The organism is Psychroserpens ponticola (genome assembly GCF_023556315.2).
Lineage (GTDB): Bacteria > Bacteroidota > Bacteroidia > Flavobacteriales > Flavobacteriaceae > Psychroserpens > Psychroserpens ponticola.
In genome coordinates, this window is the sequence record NZ_CP116221.1 from 3,543,346 (window position 1) to 3,569,655 (window position 26,310).

21 protein-coding genes are annotated in these 26,310 nt (G+C 32.0%); 13 read left to right on the forward strand and 8 right to left on the reverse strand.

The window, feature by feature from the left end:
- Window positions 1-6: 6 nt before the first annotated feature.
- The 6 genes from MUN68_RS15655 (at window position 7) to MUN68_RS15680 (ending at window position 5,094) form a co-directional block, all read left to right on the forward strand.
- The gene (locus MUN68_RS15655) at window positions 7-633 is read left to right on the forward strand and encodes a hypothetical protein (protein WP_317134781.1); all 627 of its coding nucleotides are present in this window, start codon (window positions 7-9) and stop codon (window positions 631-633) included.
- Entirely contained in the window at window positions 608-2,032 is a 1,425-nt protein-coding gene (locus MUN68_RS15660; RefSeq protein ID WP_249993189.1) for a flotillin family protein, read from the forward strand. Before MUN68_RS15655 ends, MUN68_RS15660 begins: the two co-directional genes overlap by 26 nt.
- A 125-nt stretch (window positions 2,033-2,157) precedes the next feature.
- Window positions 2,158-3,252, forward strand: a complete 1,095-nt coding sequence (gene bioB, locus MUN68_RS15665; protein WP_249993188.1) for a biotin synthase BioB — start codon at window positions 2,158-2,160, stop codon at window positions 3,250-3,252.
- Between the two features lie 2 nt (window positions 3,253-3,254).
- Window positions 3,255-3,572, forward strand: coding sequence for a DUF3784 domain-containing protein (locus tag MUN68_RS15670; protein WP_249993186.1), 318 nt, complete (start codon window positions 3,255-3,257; stop codon window positions 3,570-3,572).
- A 104-nt stretch (window positions 3,573-3,676) separates the two neighbouring features.
- The gene (locus tag MUN68_RS15675) at window positions 3,677-4,540 is read left to right on the forward strand and encodes a cupin-like domain-containing protein (RefSeq protein ID WP_249993184.1); all 864 of its coding nucleotides are present in this window, start codon (window positions 3,677-3,679) and stop codon (window positions 4,538-4,540) included.
- Between the two features lie 62 nt (window positions 4,541-4,602).
- Window positions 4,603-5,094: a DUF6646 family protein gene (locus tag MUN68_RS15680; protein WP_249993182.1), complete on the forward strand. Its 492-nt coding sequence runs from the start codon at window positions 4,603-4,605 to the stop codon at window positions 5,092-5,094.
- Between the two features lie 45 nt (window positions 5,095-5,139).
- On the opposite strand, the gene MUN68_RS15685 is transcribed toward MUN68_RS15680, so the two are convergent.
- A complete protein-coding gene (locus MUN68_RS15685) occupies window positions 5,140-5,613 on the reverse strand; it encodes a regulatory protein RecX (protein ID WP_249993180.1) in 474 nt (157 codons plus the stop codon).
- Window positions 5,614-5,726: 113 nt separating this feature from the next.
- Between MUN68_RS15685 and MUN68_RS15690 the strand changes: the two genes are divergently transcribed.
- The gene (locus MUN68_RS15690; RefSeq protein ID WP_249993178.1) at window positions 5,727-10,445 is read left to right on the forward strand and encodes a lamin tail domain-containing protein; all 4,719 of its coding nucleotides are present in this window, start codon (window positions 5,727-5,729) and stop codon (window positions 10,443-10,445) included.
- 53 nt (window positions 10,446-10,498) lie between these two features.
- On the opposite strand, the gene MUN68_RS15695 is transcribed toward MUN68_RS15690, so the two are convergent.
- From MUN68_RS15695 to porZ, 3 genes are read right to left on the reverse strand one after another with little or no spacing between them, the layout of a single operon-like run.
- Window positions 10,499-12,913 carry a TonB-dependent receptor gene (locus MUN68_RS15695; protein WP_249993176.1) on the reverse strand — a complete coding sequence of 805 codons (2,415 nt, stop codon included), beginning with the start codon at window positions 12,911-12,913 and terminating at the stop codon, window positions 10,499-10,501.
- A gap of 18 nt (window positions 12,914-12,931) precedes the next feature.
- Complete coding sequence (gene recO, locus MUN68_RS15700; protein ID WP_249993175.1) at window positions 12,932-13,651, reverse strand: DNA repair protein RecO; 720 nt, start codon at window positions 13,649-13,651, stop codon at window positions 12,932-12,934.
- 18 nt (window positions 13,652-13,669) lie between these two features.
- A complete protein-coding gene (porZ, locus tag MUN68_RS15705) occupies window positions 13,670-16,063 on the reverse strand; it encodes a type IX secretion system anionic LPS delivery protein PorZ (protein ID WP_249993171.1) in 2,394 nt (797 codons plus the stop codon).
- A gap of 80 nt (window positions 16,064-16,143) precedes the next feature.
- Here porZ and MUN68_RS15710 point away from each other — a divergent pair, with 80 nt between their 5' ends.
- Both MUN68_RS15710 and MUN68_RS15715 read left to right on the forward strand, forming a co-directional pair.
- Window positions 16,144-17,571: an MBOAT family O-acyltransferase gene (locus tag MUN68_RS15710; RefSeq protein ID WP_249993169.1), complete on the forward strand. Its 1,428-nt coding sequence runs from the start codon at window positions 16,144-16,146 to the stop codon at window positions 17,569-17,571.
- A gap of 2 nt (window positions 17,572-17,573) precedes the next feature.
- Entirely contained in the window at window positions 17,574-18,665 is a 1,092-nt protein-coding gene (locus tag MUN68_RS15715; protein ID WP_249993167.1) for an alginate O-acetyltransferase AlgX-related protein, read from the forward strand.
- Between the two features lie 35 nt (window positions 18,666-18,700).
- Here MUN68_RS15715 and gdhA read toward each other — a convergent pair whose 3' ends face one another.
- A complete protein-coding gene (gene gdhA, locus MUN68_RS15720) occupies window positions 18,701-20,044 on the reverse strand; it encodes an NADP-specific glutamate dehydrogenase (RefSeq protein WP_249993165.1) in 1,344 nt (447 codons plus the stop codon).
- Window positions 20,045-20,256: 212 nt separating this feature from the next.
- Between gdhA and MUN68_RS15725 the strand changes: the two genes are divergently transcribed.
- Complete coding sequence (locus MUN68_RS15725) at window positions 20,257-21,072, forward strand: THC0290_0291 family protein (protein WP_249993164.1); 816 nt, start codon at window positions 20,257-20,259, stop codon at window positions 21,070-21,072.
- A gap of 76 nt (window positions 21,073-21,148) precedes the next feature.
- Here MUN68_RS15725 and MUN68_RS15730 read toward each other — a convergent pair whose 3' ends face one another.
- Complete coding sequence (locus tag MUN68_RS15730; RefSeq protein WP_249993162.1) at window positions 21,149-22,288, reverse strand: cystathionine gamma-synthase; 1,140 nt, start codon at window positions 22,286-22,288, stop codon at window positions 21,149-21,151.
- Window positions 22,289-22,432: 144 nt separating this feature from the next.
- On the opposite strand from MUN68_RS15730, the gene MUN68_RS15735 reads away from it, so the two are divergent.
- The gene (locus MUN68_RS15735) at window positions 22,433-23,152 is read left to right on the forward strand and encodes a DUF3298 and DUF4163 domain-containing protein (RefSeq protein WP_249993160.1); all 720 of its coding nucleotides are present in this window, start codon (window positions 22,433-22,435) and stop codon (window positions 23,150-23,152) included.
- Here the strand turns inward: MUN68_RS15735 and MUN68_RS15740 are convergent.
- Window positions 23,149-24,396 (reverse strand): cation:proton antiporter, encoded by a 1,248-nt coding sequence (locus tag MUN68_RS15740; protein ID WP_249993158.1) that lies wholly within the window; start codon window positions 24,394-24,396, stop codon window positions 23,149-23,151. The genes MUN68_RS15735 and MUN68_RS15740 overlap by 4 nt on opposite strands.
- Before the next feature lie 95 nt (window positions 24,397-24,491).
- Between MUN68_RS15740 and MUN68_RS15745 the strand changes: the two genes are divergently transcribed.
- The gene (locus tag MUN68_RS15745; protein WP_249993156.1) at window positions 24,492-24,851 is read left to right on the forward strand and encodes an arsenate reductase family protein; all 360 of its coding nucleotides are present in this window, start codon (window positions 24,492-24,494) and stop codon (window positions 24,849-24,851) included.
- The gene (locus MUN68_RS15750) at window positions 24,844-25,737 is read left to right on the forward strand and encodes a DMT family transporter (RefSeq protein ID WP_249993154.1); all 894 of its coding nucleotides are present in this window, start codon (window positions 24,844-24,846) and stop codon (window positions 25,735-25,737) included. Before MUN68_RS15745 ends, MUN68_RS15750 begins: the two co-directional genes overlap by 8 nt.
- Here MUN68_RS15750 and MUN68_RS15755 read toward each other — a convergent pair.
- Window positions 25,729-26,205, reverse strand: a complete 477-nt coding sequence (locus MUN68_RS15755) for an acyl-CoA thioesterase (RefSeq protein ID WP_249993152.1) — start codon at window positions 26,203-26,205, stop codon at window positions 25,729-25,731. The genes MUN68_RS15750 and MUN68_RS15755 overlap by 9 nt on opposite strands.
- Window positions 26,206-26,310 lie beyond the last annotated feature (105 nt).

Sequence of the window (26,310 nt, forward strand, 5' to 3'; positions counted from 1 at the left end):
CCTATTATGGAATGGTTTTCAGCTTTAGACGGATTCTCTCAATTCTTTTGGATTATTGCACTTACTAGTTCATTAATTTTCGTTTTTGTAATTATAACTACATTTCTTGGAATGGATGGTGGAGACGATTTTGATGGTATTGACTCTGAAATGGATGCTGATGCTGGAATCGGATTTCAATTCATTACTTTCAAAAACTTAGTTGGCTTCTTTACCATTTTTGGTTGGATAGGTATCGCATGTATTAATGCCGAATTTTCGAAACCTTTAAGTGTTATTATTGCTTTAGGTTGCGGGCTCTTAATGATGACTATCATGGCTGCCATGTTTTATGGGATGCAAAAATTAACTGATAGCGGAACATTAAACTATAAAAATGCAATTGATGCGATTGGAGAAGTCTACCTTACCGTTGGAGCAAATCGCTCTAAAATGGGAAAAGTAAGCGTCAGAGTTCAAGGCACTTTAAGAGAACTTGAAGCACTTTCAGATTCTTTAACAGAACTAAAATCTGGAACCATAATTCAAGTTATAGATGTCACTAGTAATGGTATATTAATAATAGAACAAACAAAAAAACCTATAGAACCAATTAAAACAGAAACATATGAACTACCTAGTAACACAAAATAATTTTGATTTAGGCTTTCCTATTGCAGCAATTGCGGCAATACTTTTCGTCTTTGTCTTTCTAATCATTCTTATAAAACGTTATAAACGCTGTCCTTCAGACCGCATTTTAGTGGTCTACGGAAAAGTAGGTGGTGGACAATCCGCCAAATGTATTCATGGTGGAGCTGCCTTTATTGTTCCTGTATTTCAGGATTACGAATTCTTAGACTTAACACCAATTTCTATTGAAGTCAATTTGGTAAACGCACTGTCTAAACAAAACATTCGTGTTAATGTACCATCGCGATTTACCATTGGTATCTCTACAGAACCTGGTGTGATGCAAAATGCTGCAGAACGCTTATTAGGCTTAGGTCAAAATGAAATTCAAGAATTAGCACAAGAAATTATTTTCGGACAATTACGTTTAGTAGTCGCCTCAATGGATATTGAAGAAATTAATAACGATCGTGATAAATTCTTAACTAATATTTCTCAAAGTGTAGAATCTGAATTAAAGAAAGTTGGTTTAAAATTAATCAACGTAAACATCACAGATATCGTTGATGAGTCTGGATATATCGAAGCTTTAGGAAAAGAAGCGGCTGCACACGCTATTAATGCAGCACGTAAATCTGTTGCCGAAAAAACTAGAGATGGATCAATTGGTGAAGCTAATGCTGTACAAGATGAAAGAACTCAGGTTGCTGCAGCCAATGCGCAAGCTGTAGAAGGTGAAAATTCAGCTAAAATTTCAGTAGCAAATTCTGATTCATTACGTCGTCAACGTGAAGCAGAAGCAGAACGTGTGGCTATCGCTTCAGAAAAAGTACAAGGCGCAAAAGCCTTACAAGAATCTTATGCAGCTGAACAAGAAGCAGAAACAGCAAGAGCAGAACGAGAGCGTTCATCTCAAATGGCAGATGTTATTGTTCCTGCAGAAATTGACAAACGTAAAGTAGAAATTGATGCAGAAGCGGAAGCTGAACGCATTAGAAGAAAAGCAAAAGGTGAAGCTGATGCCATCCTATTTAAAGCACAAGCTGAAGCGCAAGGTCAATTTGAAATCTTAACTAAACAAGCCGCTGGTATGGAACAGATTGTAAAAGCTGCAGGAGATTCAAGTAGAGATGCAGTACTTTTATTAATTGCTGACAAATTACCTGAGCTGGTAAAAATACAAGCTGAAGCTATCAAAAACATCAAGATAGATAAAGTAACTGTTTGGGATAATGGTAGTAATGGCGAAGATGGAAAATCATCGACAGCTAATTTCCTCTCAGGAATGTACAAATCGGTTCCTCCTCTTCAAGAAATGTTTAATATGGCTGGTATGGATTTACCTGAGTACTTAAAAGGTAAAGATAAAGTTGAGCCAGAAGACGCTAAAATACTGCCGAAGAAAAAAGAAGACAATTAAAAAATGGAAATCCGCTTAATGCGGATTTTTTTATAACGAGAATCTAAATTACGATTGTTAAAAAACAATTCATAATTACAACACAGTTTTTATCATTTATATATTTTAAGTTTTATTTTTGAACTATGAGCAAAACAAGACACAATTGGACTAAAGAAGAAATTCTAGACATATACAATACACCTTTAATGGAACTGCTTTACGATGCTGCTACAATACATCGTAAACATCATGATCCCAATACTGTTCAAGTATCTACATTATTATCAATTAAAACTGGTGGTTGTCCTGAAGACTGTGGCTATTGTCCGCAAGCTGCAAGATATCATACAGATATAGAAGGCAATGATTTGATGACTGTTCAACATGTTAAAGCTCAAGCCTTAAGAGCAAAATCTTCTGGAAGTTCTCGTGTGTGTATGGGAGCCGCTTGGAGAAATGTAAAAGATGGTGAAGAATTTGACCAAGTTCTTGAAATGGTTCGCACCATTAATAAATTAGATATGGAAGTGTGTTGCACATTAGGTATGATTACCGAAAACCAAGCACAACGTTTAGCCGAAGCTGGATTATATGCCTATAATCACAACTTAGATTCATCTGAAGAATATTATAAAGAAGTCATATCTACTCGTGGATATGAAGATCGTTTACAAACCATAGATAACGTTCGTAAAACAAATGTCACTGTATGCTCTGGTGGAATTATTGGTATGGGAGAACATGAAGAAGACAGAGCAGGAATGTTAGTGGCTTTATCAACACTTAATCCACAACCAGAATCCGTTCCTATTAATGCATTGGTTGCAGTTGAAGGCACTCCATTAGAAGACCAAACACCTGTTTCAATTTGGGATATGGTTCGAATGGTTGCCACAACACGAATTGTGATGCCAGAAACTCAAGTGCGTCTTAGTGCTGGTAGAACTGAAATGACAAGAGAAGGTCAAGCCATGTGCTTCTTTGCTGGAGCAAATTCTATTTTTGCAGGTGACAAATTATTAACAACACCTAATCCTGATGTAAATCAAGATATGGAAATGTTTAAGCTTCTAGGATTAAATCCACAAAAGCCATTCATAAAAAAAATGCAACCAGAATCGGTTGAAGCTAAAGACTCACAATATCAGACATTAGGTGAAAAACCAAAATGGTCAAGGCCAGAGCACACCATTGAACGCAATATTGAGGCAAAACAAAAAGCGAAAGCTGTTAGGTAAAAATGTTAATTGTAGTTTCCATTATTTTTATTGCATTAGGCATCGCTATTAAATATGCTAAGATGTATTTTTTGATTGCAGGATATAACACAATGTCACAAAAAGAAAAATTAAACTATAATATAGAAGGTATTGCAAGTGTGTTTAGAAATGTAATGTTTGGTATGTCTTTTATTATGATATTGGGTTACTTCATTTCCAAATGGTTTGTAAATCCAAAAATTGAAATGTATGCCTTATTTGGCGCTATTTCAATTGGACTGCCATACTTAATAATTGTTTCAAATTCTAGCAAATACAAAATTAAAAAAGACAACTAAATCGTTTTAAACGGATCAACTTTCGTTATGAAATATTAAATTTTTATCAAACAATTTATTACATTTTGTAACGTTTTCTTAACTTTGAACTTTATCATTTTCTGATGTCAACACTGAATCTTCAAGACATTCCTCGTGTAAAAAACATCACCAAAGAGGAATTTATTAAAAACTACTTTAAACCACAAAAACCTGTGGTTATCGAACATTCTATTGAAAATTGGCCTGCTTATAAAAAATGGAGTTTAGATTACATGAAGGATATTGCTGGTGATAAAGTAGTCCCTTTATACGACGATAGACCTGTAGATTATAAAGATGGTTTTAATGATCCACATACAAAAATGAAGATGAGTGAATATGTAAATTTACTCAAAAAAGAACCTACAAAATATCGCATCTTTCTTTGGAATATCATAAAAGAAATTCCGCAATTACAACATGATTTCACCTATCCAGATTTTGGATTAAAACTAATGAAAAGTTTACCAATGTTATTTTTCGGTGGTAGAGATTCTCATACATTTATGCACTATGACATTGATTTTGCTAATATCTTTCATTTTCATTTTGAAGGTAAAAAACAATGTATTTTGTTTGATCAAAAACAAAATGACTTTTTATATAAAATTCCTCACTCATTAATTACAAGAGAAGATATCGATTTTTCAAATCCAAATTTTAATGAATGGCCAGCTTTAAAACATGCAAAAGGGTGGCAATGTGAGTTAAGTCATGGTGAAGTTTTATATATGCCTGAAGGCTATTGGCATTATATGAAGTATCTAACTCCAGGATTTTCGATGAGTTTACGTGCAATTGCAAGACATCCAAAAAATTTAATTAAAGCATTTTACAATGTGCTAATCATGCGTCACTTTGATAACGTAATGAGACAAATCAAAGGGCAAAAATGGATAGACTGGAAAAACGAACAAGCAATTTCACGAACTAATAAGAGTTTTTAATAGATATACTTCAATATTAAAAACTTGTATATATTTGCAAACTCAAATTTTAGACAATAACTATGAAAAAATTATTTTTAATTATCGCATTAATATCTGTTTCTTTAGTCAATGCACAAGCATATAAAGGAAAAGGAGATCAAAAATTTCAAATTGCTGCAAACTTTCAAGATGAAGCATCTGGGCTTAACGTAAGTTACGATTATGGTTTAGGTGAAAACTTTTCTGTTGGATTTGCATCTACTTATGCCTTAGGAATTGATAGCAGATTAGATGCAGATTTTGGTGATCGTTTTGATTTAGAAGCTCGATTTAATGCAAATTTAAGTAATGTGATTAATGTTGATGATAATTTTGATCTTTATCCTGGACTAAATCTCAGTTTAAAAAACTTTGGTGGTCATATTGGTGCTCGCTACTTCTTTTCAGATGGATTTGGCGTTTTTACAGAAGCAAATTTCCCATTAGCGAAGTATAGTAATGACAAATCAGAAATTAGTTATTACATTCACAACCAGTTTACAGTAAATATAGGAGCGACATTCAGCTTATAAATTGAAAACATATAATATAAAAGCATCTTTTTAAAGGTGCTTTTTTTATGGAATTAATTCACGAATCTTATCATAGACCAATTGACTCTCCCAACCTCTATAAAAGAGATAATCTGCCAACTTTTTTCGTTTCTTTTGAATATTAGTTTCTCTTAGTGTTGCTGTTTTTTTTTCTGCAAGTGTATTGAATGTGTCAAAATAATCGTTCATATCAATTTCTTTTAGAGCAATTGAAATAATCGTTTTGTTAATATCTTTTCGTTTCAACTCTAACTGAATCCTTTGTTTTCCCCATTTCTTTATTCTGAATTTTCCACGCACAAAAACCCTTGCAAAACGTTCTTCATTTAAAAAATTATGTTGAAGTAAATGAACAATGATTTTATCTCTCGCCTCAGGAATCATCTTCATTTCATATAGTTTTTGTGTAACTTCTTTATGACAACGTTCTTGATAAACACAGTAACGCTCTAATCGTTTTTGTGCTTCATCTACGGTATATGTTTTTCTAGGAATCATATAACAAAAATATAACAATTTGTTAATAAATATGTTGACTTAAACTGCTCATTTTTAACTATTTTTACTTAAATTTGCTAGCTTGCCTTTATGGCAATTAATTGATTATCCCTATGAAAAAAAAATACGCTCATATCGTTATCACATTCTTTTGTGGTATTATGTTTTCTTATGGACAAGTATCAGACTTGATTATATCTGAGTATGTTGAAGGATCCAGTAATAATAAATATATTGAAATTTATAATGGAACTGGAAGTGCAGTTGACCTTACAGATTATGAGGTTTGGAGAGCTGCAAATGGTAATGCTTGGCCTGATGCAAAAATTTTACCAACCGGAACTTTAGCTGATGGTGCAACTTATGTGATTGCTCACACTTTAGCAAACGGAACTATTTTAGCTGCTGCAGATTTAACATCTTATAATGCCTCATGGAATGGTGATGATGCCGTAGGTTTAGCCAAAGATATTGCTGGAACTTTTACTCTTATCGATGCTGTAGGTGTAGGTGGAGTAGATCCAGGGACAGCATGGAATGTAGCTGGAACAAACAATGCTACAGCCAATCATACTTTAGTTCGAAAAGTTAATACCTGTGCACCAAATACAAACTGGGTTACTTCAGCAGGTACTACAGTGGCAAATAGTGAATGGGTAGTGACCGCTGTTGATGACTTTGCTAGCCTTGACTCTCATACTTCCGTTTGTACGGATACTTATTTAAATTTCGCAGTTGCTTCGTCTACTTTAGTTGAAAACGGAGTTTCTATTGATGTTTGTGTCAGTATACTTAACCCTTCTGCTAGTGTAGCTACAACTGTAGATATTATTTTAGACGGAAGTTCATCTGCAACCAATGGAACCGATTACGATGATGGCACCTCTGCAATATCATTTCCAGTAACTGTAACTTTTCCAGCTAACACAACCGCAGATCAATGTTTAACTATTTTTATTGCCATCGATGATTTAGTTTATGAAGGTGATGAAACTGTCGTTTTAGATTTAACTAATCCTACAGGAGGTACAGCTGCAGATTTAGGTGGAAATACAAATCATGTTTTAACAATTCTTGATGATGAAACTCCTGTAATTGCAGATGTTGTAATTACTGAAATTATGTACAATACAACCGGTGGAGATGACGAATGGATTGAAATATGTAATACAACTGGGCTAGACCAAGTGTTGAATAACTATAGTGTTGAAGTAAATGGTACACCTAGATTTACTTTTCCGTCAACAGGTACTATAATTGCAGGTGGTGATTGTATTCTGGTTGCTATTCGCGATAGTGGTGGAGCTTTCAATCCTGGTTGTAATTTTACTACAATCTATAATGATAATGTTTGTTGTGCAGATATTTTAATAAACAGTCCTACTGGAGTTGGTGTTGATATTGAATTAATTGCATCAGATGGCAGTACTATTGTTGATGCTGTAAATTATGATGATAATGATCTTGGTGGCCCAAATAATGCTGCCGATGGTGGTGGTAGTTCATTACATGTTACTGATGATTCTCTTGACAATTCTGACACTGCATCAAACTGGCAATTTGTTGCTGATGGTGGAAGTCCTGGCTTTAATACGTTAATCTCACAATGCTCATCAATGGAACCAGAGATTAATGTTGAAGGAGATATTAATACATTTCCAAATATATATAATGCTGACATTATGCCTAGCTATTTAGATAACACACTTTTTTCAGATGACATACCCATAAGTAGTTCAGAAACAAAATCTTTTAGAATTCAGAATATTGGCACTGCAGACTTAATAGTAAGTAATATCGAAATAATTGGTGCTAATGCTGGAGATTTTTCGGTGACACCACCTTCGGCTTTTAATATCATAATTGAGGATATTAGTACAATGACTAATCTTGAAGTATTTGATGTTACATTTACGCCAACTGTAGCAGGAGAACGAAATGCAACTGTAAGAATTACAAATAATGATTCCGCTGATGGTGAAGGTGAAGAAGTGTTTGTATTTGCAATCCGTGGAGTTGGTATTTGTACGTCAGCAGTAAATACAGTTACGCCTCTTAGCGGTCCTGACAACACCGTTGTTACAATTAGTGGAAATGACTTAGGAGGTACTACATCTGTTACATTTGCTGGTTCAGCTATAGCACATACAGTAGTGTCTCCAACTGAAATTGAAGTTTCAATTCCTGATGCCTCTATTTCTGGAAATATTGTAGTAACCAATAATCTTGGATGCCAAACTTCTGATTTCTTTACTGTTATTGATAATCTAAGTACGAGTTGTCAAGGAACCTCAGGTCTTTCACCAACCGATTTATTCATTTCTGAAATTACCGATGCGCCATATGGTTCACACACTTATATAGAAATTTTTAACGGAACAGGTGCTCCTGTTAATCTAGCCGATTACGAAATTAGAATTCATCATAATGGTTCAGCAAATGCAGGTGGTGACATTGCCGATTTAGATGCTGGTGTAACTATGCCTAATAATTCTGTATATGTCATAGGTATTGGAGGAGTAGACTCGACTGATCCAGAAGGAGGTTATACTGCAGATGATTTCTTTTCTTTAAGCGGAGTTAATAATAATGATAACATTCGTCTATATACTGACGATGGTACTACTGAAACTTGGATAGATGTTTGGGGTCGCACTGATGGAACCGCTTTTACTACAGCTCCAAAAGGATATACCTACAGAAGAAAAAACACTGGTATTACAGTACCTAGAACAGATAACTGGCAACTTCCAGATGACATGCAAGATGACTGGCTAGCCTATAGTCCAGTTAACTATGATGATATTGGTAATTTTGATTTCTCTGCTGGTGATCCACCATTAATTACTGACGAACCAGACCCAATGGATTCACCATGTGATACTAGTGCAACGTTCTCTCTATCTGCTGACCAAGGCTATCTAGGAGGTTTACCATTAGCTTATCAATGGTTTGTATCTGTTCCTGGTGTTGATGGTTGGACCGCTTTATCGAATGGTGCGCCTTATAGCGGAGCGACCACAGCCACACTAACGATTTCAAATACTGTTGGTCTATATAACTACCAGTACTATTGTCAAGTTAGAGAAAACTTAAATACGTGTTATACTGCTAGCGAAGCTGTTAGAGTTACAACAAAAAGTACAACTTGGGTATCACCAGGTAATTGGGATAATAATGCTCCAGATATAAATACCATTGCTGTTTTAGATTTTAATTATGATACAACTGTAAATGGAAGTTTTAGTGCTTGTTCACTAACTATCGATTCAGGTACTTTAGTGATAAAAAATGGCGACTATGTTGAAATACAAAATGATTTAATTGTAAATGGTAATTTAGAAATCGACAATGAAGGCTCTTTGGTAATGATCGACGATACTGGTACAGTTTCAGGTTCTGGAAATACCAATGTTTACAAAACAACAACAGAAATGGAAACTTACGATTACACGTACTGGTCACCTCCTGTAGATTACTCTGTTTCTGGCACTTCTGCACAAACAGTTTTAACGGGTTTCCGTCCAAGTAGAATTTATGGTTTCGATACTTCTGAATTTTCAGATTTAGATGCAGATAGCTTTGATGATGATAATAATTCATGGACTCCTCACTTTTCATCTATGTCCAGTGGAATTGGATATGCAGCAATGAGTAATGGTACAGGTTCTCACTTTCGAAGCATTACATTTAATGGACCATTAAATACTGGCATTATTCCTGTTACTGTAGCTTTAAGTGGAAATGGAGCTGATTCAACCGATGATTGGAATCTTTTAGGAAATCCATATCCTTCTGCAATCTCTGTAGATACCTTTGTTTCTCATAATGCAAATTTAAGTGGTACTGTCTACCTTTGGACACATGAAGACGATATTTCAATTTCAAATCCTGGCCCAGATGCCTACAATTTTAACTCCAATGACTATGCCATGTATAATGCAATTGGAGGAGTTGGTACAGCTTCAACAGGAACTGTAACTAGTTTTACGCCATTGGGTTACATCGCTTCTGGACAAGGCTTTTTTATAGATGCTATTACTGCTGGCACTGTTGAATTTACAAACGGCATGCGTAATAAAACATATAGCAATAATGAATTCTTTAGAAATTCAGATCCTTCTACTACAACAACTGCTTTTACCGAAAAAGATAGGATGTGGCTTAATTTGACAAATCCTGATGGTGCATTTAGCCAGATACTTATTGGATATGTGGACGATGGTACTTTAGGAAAAGATCGACTTTATGATGGTATTCGTATGGTAGGTTCTAATTATATTGATTTTTATTCAAAAGACGAAACAAACCTTTATAAATATGGTATTCAAGGAAGACCACCATTCACTATAGAAGATGTCGTTCCTTTAGGTTATGATTCTGGTATATTAGGCGAATTAACTATTGCTCTATATAAAGCTGAAGGCGAATTAAGTGATATTAATATTTATTTGAGAGACAATCTATTAAATACTATCCATGAATTAAACAATTCTCATTATACATTTACAACAGAAGATGGAAACTTCACTAATCGATTTGAAATTATTTACCAAACGGATGCTTTATCAATTGGAGAAAACGAAATTAGTCAAAACGATATCACTATAATTGAATTACAAAATGGAAGTGTAAAATTTTCAGTGGGCAATAACTTAACAATAAGCACTATTGAAATTATAGATCTTTTAGGACGTACACTTTACAATTTAAAGGGCAATAATTCTACTGAAATATTTGAATTAAATAACTTAAGTCAGACTGCTTATATAGCCAAAATAAGTTTATCAAACGGACAAACGATAACTAAGCGAGCTATTAAACGCAATTAATTTTATAAACAAAGATTATCAAAGGGCTTCAATATATTTGAAGCCTTTTTGTATTACAAATTGTACTTTAAAGACATTACTAAATTTCTTCCTGGCGAAGTAATACCAGAAGAATATGTTAAGTAACGTTGATCTGTTATGTTTTCAATAGCGGCAGTAATGGTAGCTGCTTTAGAAATCTGATATTGTGTTCTAAAATTAAGTGTATACCATGAAGGAGAATAAGGATTTCCATTATGATCTAAGGCATAAATATAATCTTTAGATTGTTCTGAAGGCGCTAATTGATCATATGACAATTCATTATTATATTCAGCAAATACATCAATTTGTAGCTTTTCTTTCTGCCAAACAAAATGTGTATTCCCAAAATTTGGAGCAACATGTCTAACAGGTACCTCTTGACCATTAAACTCTTGTTTCCCACCCACAACATTATATTGAGAAATCAATTTTAAGTATTTAGAAAAATTAAATTGAATTCCTGCTTCAAAACCATAGATACGCTCTTTAGATGCATTTTGAATGGCTTGAACATTGCTTATTTCTCCATCATACTCTATTTGAGATTCTCCATTTAATGTAAAATCACTTCGTATTAATGCATTATCTAAAAACGTAGAATATGTTGCTACATCAACAATGCATATATTATCAAAATTAAGTTTAAGACCAAGTTCTACACCATAAGCATATTCAGCCTTTAAGTTTTTATTTGGCACAACAACTGAACCTGGTTCGGAATCAAAAACTTTACCAATATCATCAATATTAGGTGCTCTAAATGCTGTAGATGCATTTAGTTTCCATTGAATCATTTCATCTGGAGCCCAACTTATTCCAGCAGTTCCCGTAAAAGCTCCTGTATCAATTTTTGAACTGTCAAAAGGAAGGTTTAAAAACACATTGTTTTCAGTGAAATCGGCATTAGCAATAACATAATTGTATCTCAAACCTGATTGAAATACAAACTTAGGATTTGGTTTATATTTAAAACTTGCATAAGCAGCCATAGATTGCCAATCTGAATCATTAGGATATCTTGATAATGCTAAGATAGATTCATTTGTTGCACTGTTTTCAGTAGAACCCACTGACTTTACCTTATTATAAACATACTCCAAACCATAAAAAATCGAGCTTTTTTCACTTAAGTCTTTTTCTAGATCAAGATTAAAAGAATAAGCATTTACTGCTTCTTCTCTTACATTTCTTAAACTAGATTGAAAATCACGATCAAACCTACTCTCCTGAAAATTTTGGTAGGCAACAGTAGCTTGTATTTTATCATATAAATTTGAACTACTACTAAGTTTAGTCACTTGAAAATTACTCATAAACCAACGTTGTGGTCCATAATCCCATTCAGCAGAACGTAATTCATCTCCTCTATACCTAATTAATCTATCATATCTAGAATACGAGGACGTTGTTGAATAATATAATCCCAAATCAAAACTTAAATCCTCTTTAGGTTCATATCTCACTTTTTGAAGAAAATTAATTTGATCATAACCTGTAGGAACTTGAACTTTAGGATTTTCATTTTGAACAATAACATCTACACCATTAATCGTTTCAACATACTCAGGCCTTAAATAGGCATCAGGACCATGTTTACCCATTCTTAAATCTTCAAAATCAGTATAACTTATACTACTTAAAAACGCCCATTTTTTCAAGCCAAAATTAAAATCCAAATGCCCTGTTTTTTCTTTATTAGCAGTAGCATATCTGGCAACAGCATTAGCATTAAAATACAATGAATCTTTATAAGATAATTGAGGTTTCCGCGTATAAAAACTCATTACACCACCTATTGCATCACTACCGTAAACAACAGATCCTGCTCCCAAAGTAATCTCTGTGTTTTGAATTGTAAACGGATCAATTGAAATCACGTTTTGAAGATTACCACTTCTAAATATGGCATTATTCATCCTCACTCCATCAACAGTAATTAAAAGTCTGTTAGTTGAAAAACCTCTTATAATTGGACTTCCTCCTCCTAATTGACTTTTTTGAATATACACATTACCTGTACCTTCAAGTAAATCTGCACTAGTTTGAGGGTTTGAAAATTGGATGTCTGCAGAATTTATATTAACAATAGTTTGAGGAATATCGCGTTTACTTTGCTCAAATTTAGAAGCAGAAATTACCACTTGATCTAATCCCTCAACATTAGGCGCTAAAAAAACGACATTATTGTTTTTTATAATTGCTGTCTTATTAGTTGAATATTTTACATAAAGTATACTTTGAAAGTAAATGGTTTCATCAGCATCAAATTGATCCAAAGAAGCGACACCATCAATATCAGTAATAACAGATTTATCCTTATTCGAATTATAAATAGTTACTCCAATAACTGGTGTATTTGTGTCATAATCAAGCACCTTAATATCCTGAGCTTTAGAACTAAAAATAGCGCAAAAACAAATAACTAGTGCAATAATTAACTTCATAAAAAGTAAAGATGTTTTCTAATTGAATACTTGATTAAATACTTGTAGAGATTTTGGTTTTTTAAAACTGCCCAAATGTAATTCAAAATATAACAATAACATGGCTAAAAATGATTGTCTTTGTTTTGAACTTATCTTAATAGTTTTTAACTCATCAAAATTTATGCCTAATAGACTTTTTAACAGTGTTAAATTTCCTCCTGAAATGGAATATGAATTTGTTTTTTGTGTTTCAAATAATCCATTAGAAAGGTTAAAATATGGCGCTTCAATATTTGTGTTTTCGGGATAAAACCCTAAGTATTGAGTTAGGTTTAGCAGAAACAATAAATGAAAATTAGAAAACTCTTCTTGATAATCTAACCATTTAAAAGTGACTTCAAGGTACTCATATAGTTGAAGATTTTGTTCCTCTTCCTTCAACACTGTCGATAAAATTTCTGCCAAAAACATAGCAATTGAACTCTTATAAACATTGGTATGTACACTTCTATATATATAATCAATTTTAATTTCTTTTATATACTGAAGTGATTGATTTGCTTTAAAGTTTTCTTCAATTTGAAGCTGTGATAATAATTGAAAATATACGGCTTTAGATTTTCCTTTAGTGTTTTTTAATGCACCTGGTATTACATATGAAACGAGACCTTTTTGTTGCGTAAAACATTTGGCAATAAGATCGTTATCGCGATATCTAATTTTAGAAATAACAATAGCTTTGTTCTTATTGAGCATTGTGTATGTGTAAGAATATCACCTTACAATTAGTAATTTTAGTATTTTGGTTTCAAACGAATCTAAATCAGAAATAAAAATAAGGTATACTCCTGTAGCTACTACATTATTTGCTAAGTTTTTTCCATTCCATATAGCAGTACCACCATCAATAGCAAAATTATAATTAGCTTTAGATGATCTTTTATTGACTGTTGATTGTGCTTCAGCAACTAGGTTCCCTTCAATATCTGTTATTTTAATATTTACATTTTCAGTAAGATTAGAAATTTTAACGCCTTTATTAATATCATTTAAGTTGTTTGAACCTAAAATATTATATTCTGGTCTTACTGGATTTGGGTACACAAAAGCTTGGTCTAAACTTTCTTCTGTCTTTGTTCCTCCAGATGAAAAAGATACCATTCCTTTAGATGTAGCTATATAAACTCGCCCTGTTTCAGAATCAATTGAGACATCATTAATTGTATTTACTGGTAATGGAGAATTATTAGTTGTAAAATGAAATATGGTTTCTTGACCATCAGGTGAAAAATAAAAAAGTCCTGAACCAGCAGTACCAACCCATTTATTATTAGATCCATCTACAGTTATTGCAGTAATAAGCTGGCTAGAAAGTAATTCTTTTGGAATTCCTTCCTCTAAGATCACTATATTATTAACATTTGGATTACTAAAGAAATTTGGTGGACTAAATAATATTCTTAACCCTTTTTCTGTCCCAATCCAAAGCTGCCCATTATTATCAAAAGCAAGAGATCTAACATTAGGAGAAGGAAAATTTTCAGCCTCACCTGATGCAAAACTCAATTGACTACTATCTTCATTAAAACCAACTAGTCCAAATGAAAATGTACCTGTAAAAACTGATTTTTGATCGTTTACAACAATTGAAGTGAAACCAAGGTTGCTGTTTGATGGAGGTACTGGAATTATTGGCGTAAAATCATATGAAGTCCATACTCCATTTTCAAATTTGTTTAAGGGTTTCGGAACACGTCCATTCATAACCCATAGCGCACCATTTCTATCAAATACACTTGCTGTTGTAAGCTTAAAATCACCAGCAAAAGGTATAAGTGTACTATTATTTTGATTGTACAACATTACTGGAACTTCATCAAGTATTTCTAATAAACCAGAAGAATATGAGCTTATAAAAACCTGATTGGTATTAAAAGGGTTTACAGAAATATCTGATAAAAATACTGGATTTGGAATTACAGCCAAAATACTATCATAAGGAGTATTAATCCATTCATTGTTTTTAAAGTGACTAATACCAGATCTTCTCGTAGCTCCAGAAGTATTAAATGTTCTGGAATAACCTCCAAAAACAGCCCAAATTTCATTTGGTGGTGTCTCAATTGAAAACACACTATTTTTTAAAGGACCATCAGGATGAATTTCTTCATAATTTGTTGGGTCATTAAAGCTAGCCTTAAGGACACCATAACCCGGTTTCCCTAAAGAAACAAGACCATTTGTACCTATAAATAATTCATCTTGATCATTTATAGTTGCCGCTGTAAACACTGTATCAAAAACGGTATTAGTTGTAGCTGTAGCTAGGCTATTAAAATCACTGTCGTATACATATACAGTTTCAGGAGTTGTAACAATTAAATCAGAATTTACCGTTCTAATATCAACTGGAATTTCAGGATATGTGAATAATTGGTTTAGATTATCACTAACAAGTCTATAAATAATACCATTATCCCTAATACTATATAACTTGTCATCAATCCCTTGGATCCCAATAAAATTACCACTACTTATTGTTTGCCATTCAGAAAAATTAATAAGATTAGGGTTGAATATATCTGCTTTCTTTATTGCGCTATTATCACCACATGCTGCATAAATAAAATCTCCAAAAACAGTAGTTTGATTAACTTTAATTTGAGTTCCACCTGATCCAATAAAATAAGTGTCTCCAAACTCTAAACGATCCAAATCGTATACTGAAATCCCAAAATCAGTTGAAATATAAACCAAACCATTATCTTCATAAAAGTGATTAATCCTTTTAAGATTTGGCGGAATTGTTACCTTATTTAATATATCGATAACAGATATCACTTCATTATCACCAACTGAAACAATATTTATTAATCCCGTTTCATAACCAATAAAAAGAAGATCATTACTATCACTGAAATATATGGTAGAAATCGTTTCGCCTGACAAACCATTAATTGTTGAAATTTCTTCTAGTGTATTGGTCGCATATTCAAGTGTAAATACAGCATTTTCAGAAGCAGCAAATAATAAATCTGGACTGTTTGAAAAATCCTTTATATTAAGATAAGAGAAATGTCCTGTCCATAGGCTAGAAAAATCTTGGGCAGAGAGCGTATTAAAAGCTAAAATAAATAAGCTGAAAATGATAGTAAAATAACGCTTCATGTAAATAAATTTGTCATAATCAATAAAAACCAAAAATACCATTATTTATTGTATTTTTGACTCTAATTTTTAGTGTAAAAATGCTATTTAGTAGTCCTATATTTTTATTCTTATTCCTTCCTATTGTTCTTTTAGTATACTTTTTAGCACCTAAAAAGATAAAAAATTCTATTCTTTTATTATCTAGTTTGGTATTCTATACTTGGGGAGAACAAGAACTTGTAATATTAATAATCTTATCTGCTTTAGTAGATTATTCTTGCGGACTAATTATTAGTATTGGCAAACGGAAACTGGGTTTAATTCTATCTATCCTATTCAATTTAGGGATTCTATTTTATTTTAAGTATTCAAATTTTATATATACAAACTTAGCTACTTTATTAGAATCTTACGACTTCACTTCAGCTAACGCACAGTATTTTGCTAATATAGTTTTACCAATTGGAATTAGTTTTTACACATTTCAAACCATGTCTTACACAATAGATGTTTACAAAGGAAAAGTAAAAGCAAATAAGAACTTTATAGATTTTGCTACGTATGTAACTCTTTTCCCTCAGTTAATTGCTGGACCAATTGTAAGATACTCACATATTGAATTAGAATTGAAAAATAGAGACGTTTCACTAACAAATTTTTCAATTGGTGTTGAAAGATTCATTATTGGTCTTGCTAAAAAAGTAATTATTGCTAACAACTGCGCCATACTTGTTGATGGTATTTTCAATCTTCCTGTGACAGAAATGTCATCTTTAATAGGTTGGATTGGCATTTTTGCATTTGGAATTCAAATTTATTATGACTTTTCTGGGTATTCAGATATGGCAATTGGTTTAGGAAAAATGTTAGGTTTTAATTTTCCTGAGAATTTTAATTATCCTTATACTGCAAAATCTATTCAAGAATTTTGGACGCGTTGGCACATCACTTTATCAACTTGGTTTAGAGACTATGTTTATATTCCTTTGGGATTAAGGTCTAGCTCTAAAAAATATAGGATGCTAATATTAATGCTAGTTTTCTTTTTAACTGGATTTTGGCATGGAGCAAATTGGAACTTTATTGTTTGGGGATTATTGCATGGTATATTCATTATCTTCGAAAAACTAGGTCTAACAAAAACACTTAAAAAAGTTCATGTTTTATTAACAAACTTCTATACTATTTTTGTTGTATTTGTTACGTTTCCTTTTTTTAGATGTGATGATTTGGGTGAGGCTTTACGCTATATTCAAAATTTATTTACATTTTCAAACCCAACGAACTATGACTATCTTAATTTCTATTTATCAAAAGAGATAGCTTTTATTTTATGTATAGGAACATTGTTTTCTATACCACTTTACCTAAATATTAGCAGATTTATAAAATCAAAGAATTTAAGTGTCAGTAAATTGAACACTTTAGGCTATCTCAAAAGTATAGGTTTGTTTCTTTTACTGTTGTTAAATTACATGTACATCTCGAAAGGCAATTATAATCCATTTATATATTTTAATTTCTAAGAATGAATAGCAATCAAAATATAGGATCAAAAAGGTTTATTGTATTAGGATTTATACTATTATTAATAATCCCTAATGTACTTATGTTAACAGATTTAGAAGATCAATCTGAATTCTCTATGCTTACAAAATACCCAGAAATAGATATAGAAAATCCCAGAGGGAATGTTACTAAACTCAAAAAATATTATTTAACTCATTTTGGACTTAAACCTACTTTGGTTAACACTTATTTAGACTTTAAAACTAATACGCTAAATGAAAACCCGATACAAAATAGGGTTGTTAAAGGCATCGATGATTGGTATTTTTTAGGGAACGAACACAATCGAGTATTAGACAATACATTTGGTATCCATAAATATTCTGATATTGATTTGTTTGTTATGAAACAAAATCTATTAGAATTTAACGACTATATAAAGAGTTTAAATATTGAATTGTATTTTGTAATTGTTCCTAATAAGAACACTGTATATCAAGAGAAACTTCCCTACAAAGTAAATCAGCGAGATACACCTATCACTCAGTTTTTATCAACTATTGATGATTCTGATGATTTAAATATTTTAGATTTGAGACCTGTGTTATTAAATTCTAAAAATGAATCAACATTATTATATCATAAAACGGATACACATTGGAATGATATTGGTGCTCATTTAGGTTATGAGTATGTTATAACGTCAATATCAAAAAACATTAACAATTTAAATGTTGTACCTCTTTCAGAATTTAAATCAATAGATACTGTGCGTCAAGGTGATATTACTAGAATGATTAATATCTATGATAAAGAATCTATTACATCATACACTAAACCAAATAACTCGGTTGTAATTAACGAAAAAAACACGTATCAGTATAAAAAATTCAAAAACAGCAACAAAAATTCGAAGCTACTTATGTTTAGGGATTCCTTTGCAATAAATTGGTTTGATTATTTTAATGAATCCTTTGGTGAGACTTTATACCTTAGATACACTAACATTAGTAAATCTCAAATAACTGAAGAACAACCAGACATCGTTATTTTAGAAGTCGCAGAACGAAACTTTGATATCCTTTTAAAAGAAATGAAGCTATCTCAATAAGATAGCTTCATTTAATTTATTATCTATTGGAAATGTTATACGACACCTTGAGCTAACATAGCATCTGCGACTTTTACAAAACCAGCAACATTTGCTCCCTTTACATAATCAACATAACCATCTTTTCTTGTTCCGTAAGTCACACAAGATTGATGAATATCATCCATAATTTTATGGAGTTTGGCATCTACTTCTTCTCTAGTCCAATTCATACGCAAAGAATTTTGACTCATCTCTAATCCAGAGGTAGCAACACCACCAGCATTTGATGCTTTACCAGGAGAAAACAGTACTTTAGCATTTTGAAAAGCTTCAATGGCTTCTGGTGTAGTAGGCATATTTGCTCCTTCAGCTACAACAATAACATTATTATTAATTAATTCTTGAGCTTCGTCTCCATTTAATTCATTTTGTGTCGCACATGGTAATGCAATATCACAATTTACAGACCAAGGTCTTTTTCCTTCATGATAAGTTGCAGATGGATATTCATTAACATATTCACTAATCCTTCCACGTTTAACATTTTTAAGTTGCATTATAAATGCTAATTTATTAGCATCAATACCATCAGTATCATGAATATAACCACCAGAATCAGACATTGTAAATACTTTTCCGCCTAATTGCGTAACTTTCTCACAAGCAAATTGAGCGACATTTCCTGAACCAGAAATGACAACTGTTTTACCATCGATTGAATTATTATTTGCCTTTAGCATGTTCTGTGCAAAATACACGCAACCATAACCCGTTGCTTCTGGTCTAATTAAAGATCCTCCATAAGACATGCCTTTACCAGTTAAAATTCCGGTAAATTCATTTTGCAACCTTTTGTATTGACCAAACATATATCCTATCTCTCTACCACCTACACCAATATCTCCAGCTGGTACATCTGTATTTGCACCAATATGTCTAAACAATTCTGTCATAAATGATTGACAAAAACGCATCACTTCATTATCACTTTTTCCTTTTGGATTAAAGTCAGAACCACCTTTTCCTCCACCCATTGGGAGCGTTGTTAAGGAATTTTTGAACACTTGCTCAAATCCTAAAAATTTAAGAATACTCAAATTTACCGAAGGATGAAATCGCAAACCACCTTTATATGGTCCAATAGCAGAGTTGAATTCAACTCTAAAACCTCTATTAACTTGAGTATGTCCTTGATCATCTATCCAAGGTATTCGAAAAATAATGGTGCGCTCTGGTTCTACCATGCGCTCTAATAGCATTTTTCCCTGATATTTAGGATTATCTTCAATAAAAGGAATTACTGTCTCGGCAACTTCGTGCACTGCTTGTAAGAATTCGGTTTCATGACCGTTTTTTTCTGTAACAAGACTTAAAAAAGCTTCAATTTTATCTTTCATCTATTAAATTATTAATAATCAATGTTGATTTTATGTCCACAAATATACATTATCTTTAAAATTAACATGTTATTTTTTTGATATTCTCAGTGTAAGATTGACAAAACAATTATAATCTAATCTAAAAATGACAAGAGGAACTACTTTTGTTTGGTAGTTAGGTCAGTTTTTATATATTTGTTAACAAATATGCCCTTGGTAATTTATATCCTATGACGCTTAATTTTAAACAATTAACAATTGTATTCATTTTAATAATGGGTATCAATGAAGTGTATGCTCAACTTGGCTTTTCACATGAAATAGGTGTAATAGCTGGTCCTGTAGCCTTTCAATCAGATTTTGGAGTACGTAGCGATTTTGAAACAAACGCTGGTAATACTGGTATTGGAATTGGAATAGTTCACTATATTAATTTTGCTTACAGAGCAGATTGTAACTGTTATTCTACAGACACATTTTTTAATGATCACTTTAAACTTAGAAATGAAATTTCTTGGAATAAAACCAAGCTGAATCATTTTGGAGAGTGGGTTGATCGTGCTTCAACTAATATAAATTATGCGCCTTTATTACATCATACTGGTACTGCAAATAATTTTGATATTGGTACGCAAATAGAATTTTTCCCTAAAAGTATTCGATCGTTTCAAGCGTTTGGTTATTCTTTTGCTCCTTTTGTAAGTTTAGGTGTGCATTTTACGTCTTACAATCCTTCTGTAGAAACTAATTTTATTGATAGTAACATCAATAATCAAAATAATTTTTTCCAAGGCTGGGTAGATGCTACAAATCCTAACTTTAATGAAGATCCATTTTTATTTGATGGTAGCGGCACAGCTTGGTCAGTAGTTGGAAGTCTTGGTACACGTTACAAATTAACTGTATTATCTGATTTAATGGTAGATTTAAGATGGCAGTATTTTTTTAATGACAAAGTTGATGGTTTAGATCATAATTTAAAATCGAACAAAGCTAACGATTGGTTAGTATGGTTGAATTTTGGATACATTTACTATTTAGATTAAAAAAACATATAACATATAATAAAAAAGACCAAGCTAAAAACTTGGTCTTTTTTATGGATAACTACTATATTATAAATTACCCAATTGCTTGTTTCAAATCTGTAATTAAATCATCTACGTCTTCTATACCAACACTCAATCTAATTAAAGAATCAATAACACCTGTTTTTTCTCTTTCTACCTTAGGAATACTTGCATGTGTCATGCTTGCTGGATGACCAGCTAAAGATTCGACACCACCTAATGATTCAGCTAAAGTAAAAACCTTTAGATTTTCTACAATTCTTATGGCTTCTTTAAAGTTATTTCCTTTTGTAGTAAAAGATACCATTCCACCAAAATCATTCATTTGTGATTTTGCTACTTCGTGATTGGGATGAGTTTCAAAACCAGGCCAATACACATTTTCAATTTTAGGATGAATAGCTAAAAATTCTGCAACTAATTTACCGTTTTCACAATGACGTTGCATTCTAATATGTAAGGTTTTAATTCCACGTAATGCAAGAAAGCTATCTTGAGGACCACATACTGCTCCACTGGCATTTTGAATAAAGTACAAACGATCTGCTAAGTCTTTATCCTTTACAATTAATGCTCCCATTACTAGATCACTATGACCACCTAAATATTTCGTTGCAGAATGCATAACAATATCTGCTCCTAAATCTAATGGTTGTTGCAAATAAGGTGTAGCAAATGTATTATCAACTGCTAACAACACTTTATGCTTTTTTGCAATGGCAGAAGTTGCTTTAATATCAATAATATTCATCATTGGATTTGTAGGTGTTTCTATCCAAATTAATTTTGTATTCTCATTGATACAATTTTCAATATTTGAAGCATTATCCATTCCTGTAAAATGAAACTTGATTCCAAATTTCTTAAAAACACTTGTAAATAATCTGTATGAACCACCATAAAGGTCATTGGTTGAAATGACTTCATCACCAGGTTCTAATAACTTAATTACAGCATCAATTGCAGCTAAACCAGATCCAAATGCTAATCCATAATTTCCATTTTCTATACTAGCAAAAGCATTCTCTAAAGCGTTCCTTGTTGGATTATGCGTTCTAGAATACTCATAGCCTTTATGGCCTCCAGGAGTAGATTGTGCATATGTTGATGTTTGATAAATTGGTGGCATCACACTTCCATAAGCTGGATCATGTTTTTGACCTCCATGTATTGTTTTGGTGTTAAATTTCATAAGTCTAAATTTTTCGAAATGCTAAGTTTTTAAAAGCCAAAATCATTTCAATGAATTGCAACGAACAACAAATTAAAACTTTAATTCGTTGTATTCAAATGTATGTAATACCTTTATTGAATGTATAACAAAACGCACCAAATTTTGAAAAAATATTTCTTAGTATTTGTTCTTTTGAGCACTATGTTCTCATGTGAAGAAGACGTGAAAATTGATTTCTTTGAAGAAAACATTGAATCCTCTAAAGATGCAGATGTTTCTATAAACTTTCCAAAAGCGAAAGGCAATAAAACTGTTTCAGAACTTATAAATAATACAATTCAGAATTATATAATAAGTCAAACCAACTTGAGTGAAGATTCTTTAACCAATCTTTCAATTGAAGATGCTGTAACGCGTTTCAATACTGAATTCAAAAACTTCAAAACCGATTTTCCTGAGAGTTCACAAAAATGGGAAGCTTTTATTGATGGTGAAGTTACTTATCGGTCTCCTCAAGTCATTAGTATCGCGATAAATTCATATTTAGATACTGGAGGAGCACATGGTAATACTAATATAAGATTCTTTAACTTCAATCCAAACACAGGTGAATTATATACTAAGAATGATTTAATTAGTAATATTGAAGGCCTTTCAAACACAATTGAAAACCAACTTAAAGAAAACATTAAATCTGATTCAGAAGAACCTATTGAAGACTTTTTCTTCGGAAAAGATTTTCAACTTCCAGAAAGTCTTGGCTATAGTGATGAAGGTTTAATCATTTTATATAACCCTTACGAAATTGCATCTTACTCTCAAGGTATTATAGAGTTTACAATCTCATATAATGATATCAACTCGTTCTTAAATATTAACTAATCTGCATTTTTAGTTAATCGTTTTATAATAGGCTCAACCGTTAACCCTTGACCAATTATAGAAAACACTACGATGATATAAGTGATAACTAAAAATAATTCACGATGCATTTCTTGAGTTAAACTTAGTGCTAAAGCAATAGAGATACCACCTCGTAATCCTCCCCAAGTCATGATCAAATTGGTGTTTTTTACAAATTGTAATTTCTTATCAAAGAATTTTATAGGCAACCATAACGATATATATCGACTCAATAACACAAGCGGAACAGCAATTAAGCCAGCCAATATATAATCAAATCTGAATGTAAGAATTAGCATTTCCATACCTATCATTACAAAAAGAACCGTGTTTAGTAATACATCTATAAGCTCCCAAAATTTATCGACATACATTTCTGTAATGTCAGACATTGAATTCTTCCTAATTGTATCATTACCAACAATAAGTCCAGCAGTAACCATCGCTAAAGGTGCAGACATATGTAATTTATGTGCCAATAAACTTCCTCCCATTACAGTAGCAATGGTAATAATAACTTCAACTTCGTAATCATCAATAGACTTAAGCAACTTATAGGTGATATATCCTAAAATGAGTCCTAATCCAATTCCTCCTAGAACTTCTTGCCCAAATAATGTAGCAATTTCGCTAAATTCTATTGCAGCATCTGGTCTTGCTGCAATAGCAAAAATGGTTAAAAACACAACAACACCAACACCATCATTAAAAAGTGATTCTCCTACAATTTTAGTTTCCAGCTTTTTAGGAGCTCCAGCTTTTTTTAGGATTCCTAAAACCGCAATTGGGTCTGTTGGAGAAATTAATGCTCCAAAAAGTAAACAGTAAATAAAAGCAACATCAAGCCCTAAAATTTGAAGTAGATAAAACGTTAGAATTCCAACTAAAAAGGTAGATACCAAAACACCTAGAGTTGCAAACACTAAAACAGGCCAACGTTGCACCTTAAGCTGATTAAAATTGGTATGCAATGCACCTGCAAAAAGCAGAAAACTCAACATAATATCTAATAGAACAGTTTTAAAATCTATTTGAGAAATCAATTCTTTTTCATGTAATAGTAAAGTGTCATCAAATTGACCAATAACAACTATTACAAGTGTGAATACAATGGTTATTACCATTAAGCCTATCGTTATTGGCAATTTTAAAAATCTCACATTTATATAGCCAAATAGTGCAGAAATAACCATTAAAATTGATGCAATAGTGTAATAATCCATAAGCTTTTAAATTTTAGTTAAAAGTAACTATTTTTCTTTTTAAATCTAATTACCTTGCGTTGATTAAGTCATCATATTTATAGCGTCTTACAGCCATGAAAAAAGTGTATCATCTCAAAACCTGCAATACTTGCGACAGAATCATAAAAACATTAGACTTACCTTATGATTTCATTTTTCAAGATATTAAATCTGATGACATTACAGTAAAACAAATAGAACAACTTAAAGAATTAGCTGGTAGTTACGAAGCATTGTTTAGCAAACGAGCAAAGCTTTACAAAGAAATGGGATTAAAAGACCAAAACTTAAGCGAAGCTGATTTTAAACACTACATTTTAGATCATTATACATTTTTAAAACGTCCAGTTATTGTTGTTAATGATCATATTTTTATTGGTAATAGCGCAAAAGCTGTAGAAGCCGCTAAAGCATTTATACATTTGAATGAATAATAGAAAATTTGCACTAATTGCCGTGTTTTTAGTCCAACTAATATATGGATTGAATTACACCTATGCAAAAACTGTAATCAATGAAGGGTATATAGAAACTTTTGCTTTTGTAGTTTTAAGAGTAGTTGGAGCAACCATTCTGTTTTGGATTTTCGGTCTCTTTTTCAAAAAAGAAAAAATTGAAAAAAAAGATTTTGTAACAATCTTCTTTGCTGCACTTTTTGGAGTTGGAATAAACATGCTTTTATTTTTAAAAGGCTTAGAGTTAACAACGCCAATTCATGCTTCAGTAATTATGACAATTACTCCTGTAATTATTTTAATTCTATCCATTTTCTTCTTAGATGAAAAACTAACAAAACTGAAAGTGTTCGGAATTATTTTAGCTTTTTCTGGAGGTGTTTTACTAACCGCTTTAGGCAATTCTACTAGAGTTGGTGACAATGTTGCCTTAGGAAATTTATGCATTTTCATTAACGCAATTTCTTACAGTATATATGTAATTATGATTAAGAGACTTACTGCTAAGTATCATCCATTTACATTCATAAAATGGTTGTTTTTATTTGGAATACTATTCACTTTGCCTTTTGGATACCAGGAAACTTTAGAGATACAGTGGCACACCTTTACACCATACATTTGGTTTTCGGTACTATTTGTAATTGTTGGAGCAACATTTGGAACCTATCTTTTAAACCCATTAGCTTTAAACTCACTAAAAGCATCTACAGTAGGAACATTTATTTATTTACAACCTGTAATTGCAGGTGTATTTGCAATTATTATGGGAGTCGATGCTGTAAGTCCTATTAAAATAGGAGCTATGATCCTCATTTTTTCTGGAGTATATCTCGTAACAAAAAAACCTAAAGTATCAATCTAAATCTTGTGGCTTTTTACCAGATTGTCGAGTATCTTCTTTTGTAAGTACTTTAAAATTTGTTGACTTCGGAAATTCTGCCACTAACGCTTTTAAATATTCAGGAAGCGCTATCAAACTTCTAGTTTTTAAATTAATCCAAGCGCCAAGAATATCACAAGTTGCAACATGTTTTCCTTTTTGATTGTAAAAGTTATGCTCAAATTTAAAGAACATGCCATCATCACTCAATCCAGAAACAGTTAGTGTAACAGTTAGTGTTTGACCTAAAAAAGATTCTTTAAAATAATGAATTTGCTCAGAAAACACCACAGGACCAATTCCATATTCTATAAGTTTTTTCATAGAAAACCCATACTCATTTAAAAACCCTACTCGAGTATGGCTCATAAAATTTAAGTAAGCAGAATTAGCCAAATGACCATTTGCATCAACATCACTCCATCTAATTTCAAAATCTTTTTTATACATATTTTAATATTTAAGTGCGCAAAGTTATCGTTTTTTATAAACCCAAACTATCCGCTTTAAAACTTTGTGATTTTCCTTACCTTTGCTCAACTTTAAAAAGTGCTC

What these genes read in the sequence shown, in the direction of transcription:
- MUN68_RS15740 (WP_249993158.1), bottom strand. Translation starts at nt 24,396, where the DNA reads ATGGATTATTACACTATTGCATCAATTTTAATGGTTATTTCTGCACTA.
- gdhA (WP_249993165.1), bottom strand. Translation starts at nt 20,044, where the DNA reads ATGAAAGATAAAATTGAAGCTTTTTTAAGTCTTGTTACAGAAAAAAAC.
- MUN68_RS15745 (WP_249993156.1), top strand. Translation starts at nt 24,492, where the DNA reads ATGAAAAAAGTGTATCATCTCAAAACCTGCAATACTTGCGACAGAATC.
- MUN68_RS15660 (WP_249993189.1), top strand. Translation starts at nt 608, where the DNA reads ATGAACTACCTAGTAACACAAAATAATTTTGATTTAGGCTTTCCTATT.
- MUN68_RS15730 (WP_249993162.1), bottom strand. Translation starts at nt 22,288, where the DNA reads ATGAAATTTAACACCAAAACAATACATGGAGGTCAAAAACATGATCCA.
- MUN68_RS15680 (WP_249993182.1), top strand. Translation starts at nt 4,603, where the DNA reads ATGAAAAAATTATTTTTAATTATCGCATTAATATCTGTTTCTTTAGTC.
- MUN68_RS15675 (WP_249993184.1), top strand. Translation starts at nt 3,677, where the DNA reads ATGTCAACACTGAATCTTCAAGACATTCCTCGTGTAAAAAACATCACC.
- MUN68_RS15715 (WP_249993167.1), top strand. Translation starts at nt 17,574, where the DNA reads ATGAATAGCAATCAAAATATAGGATCAAAAAGGTTTATTGTATTAGGA.
- MUN68_RS15725 (WP_249993164.1), top strand. Translation starts at nt 20,257, where the DNA reads ATGACGCTTAATTTTAAACAATTAACAATTGTATTCATTTTAATAATG.
- MUN68_RS15685 (WP_249993180.1), bottom strand. Translation starts at nt 5,613, where the DNA reads ATGATTCCTAGAAAAACATATACCGTAGATGAAGCACAAAAACGATTA.
- MUN68_RS15755 (WP_249993152.1), bottom strand. Translation starts at nt 26,205, where the DNA reads ATGTATAAAAAAGATTTTGAAATTAGATGGAGTGATGTTGATGCAAAT.
- MUN68_RS15690 (WP_249993178.1), top strand. Translation starts at nt 5,727, where the DNA reads ATGAAAAAAAAATACGCTCATATCGTTATCACATTCTTTTGTGGTATT.
- MUN68_RS15655 (WP_317134781.1), top strand. Translation starts at nt 7, where the DNA reads ATGGAATGGTTTTCAGCTTTAGACGGATTCTCTCAATTCTTTTGGATT.
- bioB (WP_249993188.1), top strand. Translation starts at nt 2,158, where the DNA reads ATGAGCAAAACAAGACACAATTGGACTAAAGAAGAAATTCTAGACATA.
- porZ (WP_249993171.1), bottom strand. Translation starts at nt 16,063, where the DNA reads ATGAAGCGTTATTTTACTATCATTTTCAGCTTATTTATTTTAGCTTTT.
- MUN68_RS15670 (WP_249993186.1), top strand. Translation starts at nt 3,255, where the DNA reads ATGTTAATTGTAGTTTCCATTATTTTTATTGCATTAGGCATCGCTATT.
- MUN68_RS15695 (WP_249993176.1), bottom strand. Translation starts at nt 12,913, where the DNA reads ATGAAGTTAATTATTGCACTAGTTATTTGTTTTTGCGCTATTTTTAGT.
- recO (WP_249993175.1), bottom strand. Translation starts at nt 13,651, where the DNA reads ATGCTCAATAAGAACAAAGCTATTGTTATTTCTAAAATTAGATATCGC.
- MUN68_RS15710 (WP_249993169.1), top strand. Translation starts at nt 16,144, where the DNA reads ATGCTATTTAGTAGTCCTATATTTTTATTCTTATTCCTTCCTATTGTT.
- MUN68_RS15750 (WP_249993154.1), top strand. Translation starts at nt 24,844, where the DNA reads ATGAATAATAGAAAATTTGCACTAATTGCCGTGTTTTTAGTCCAACTA.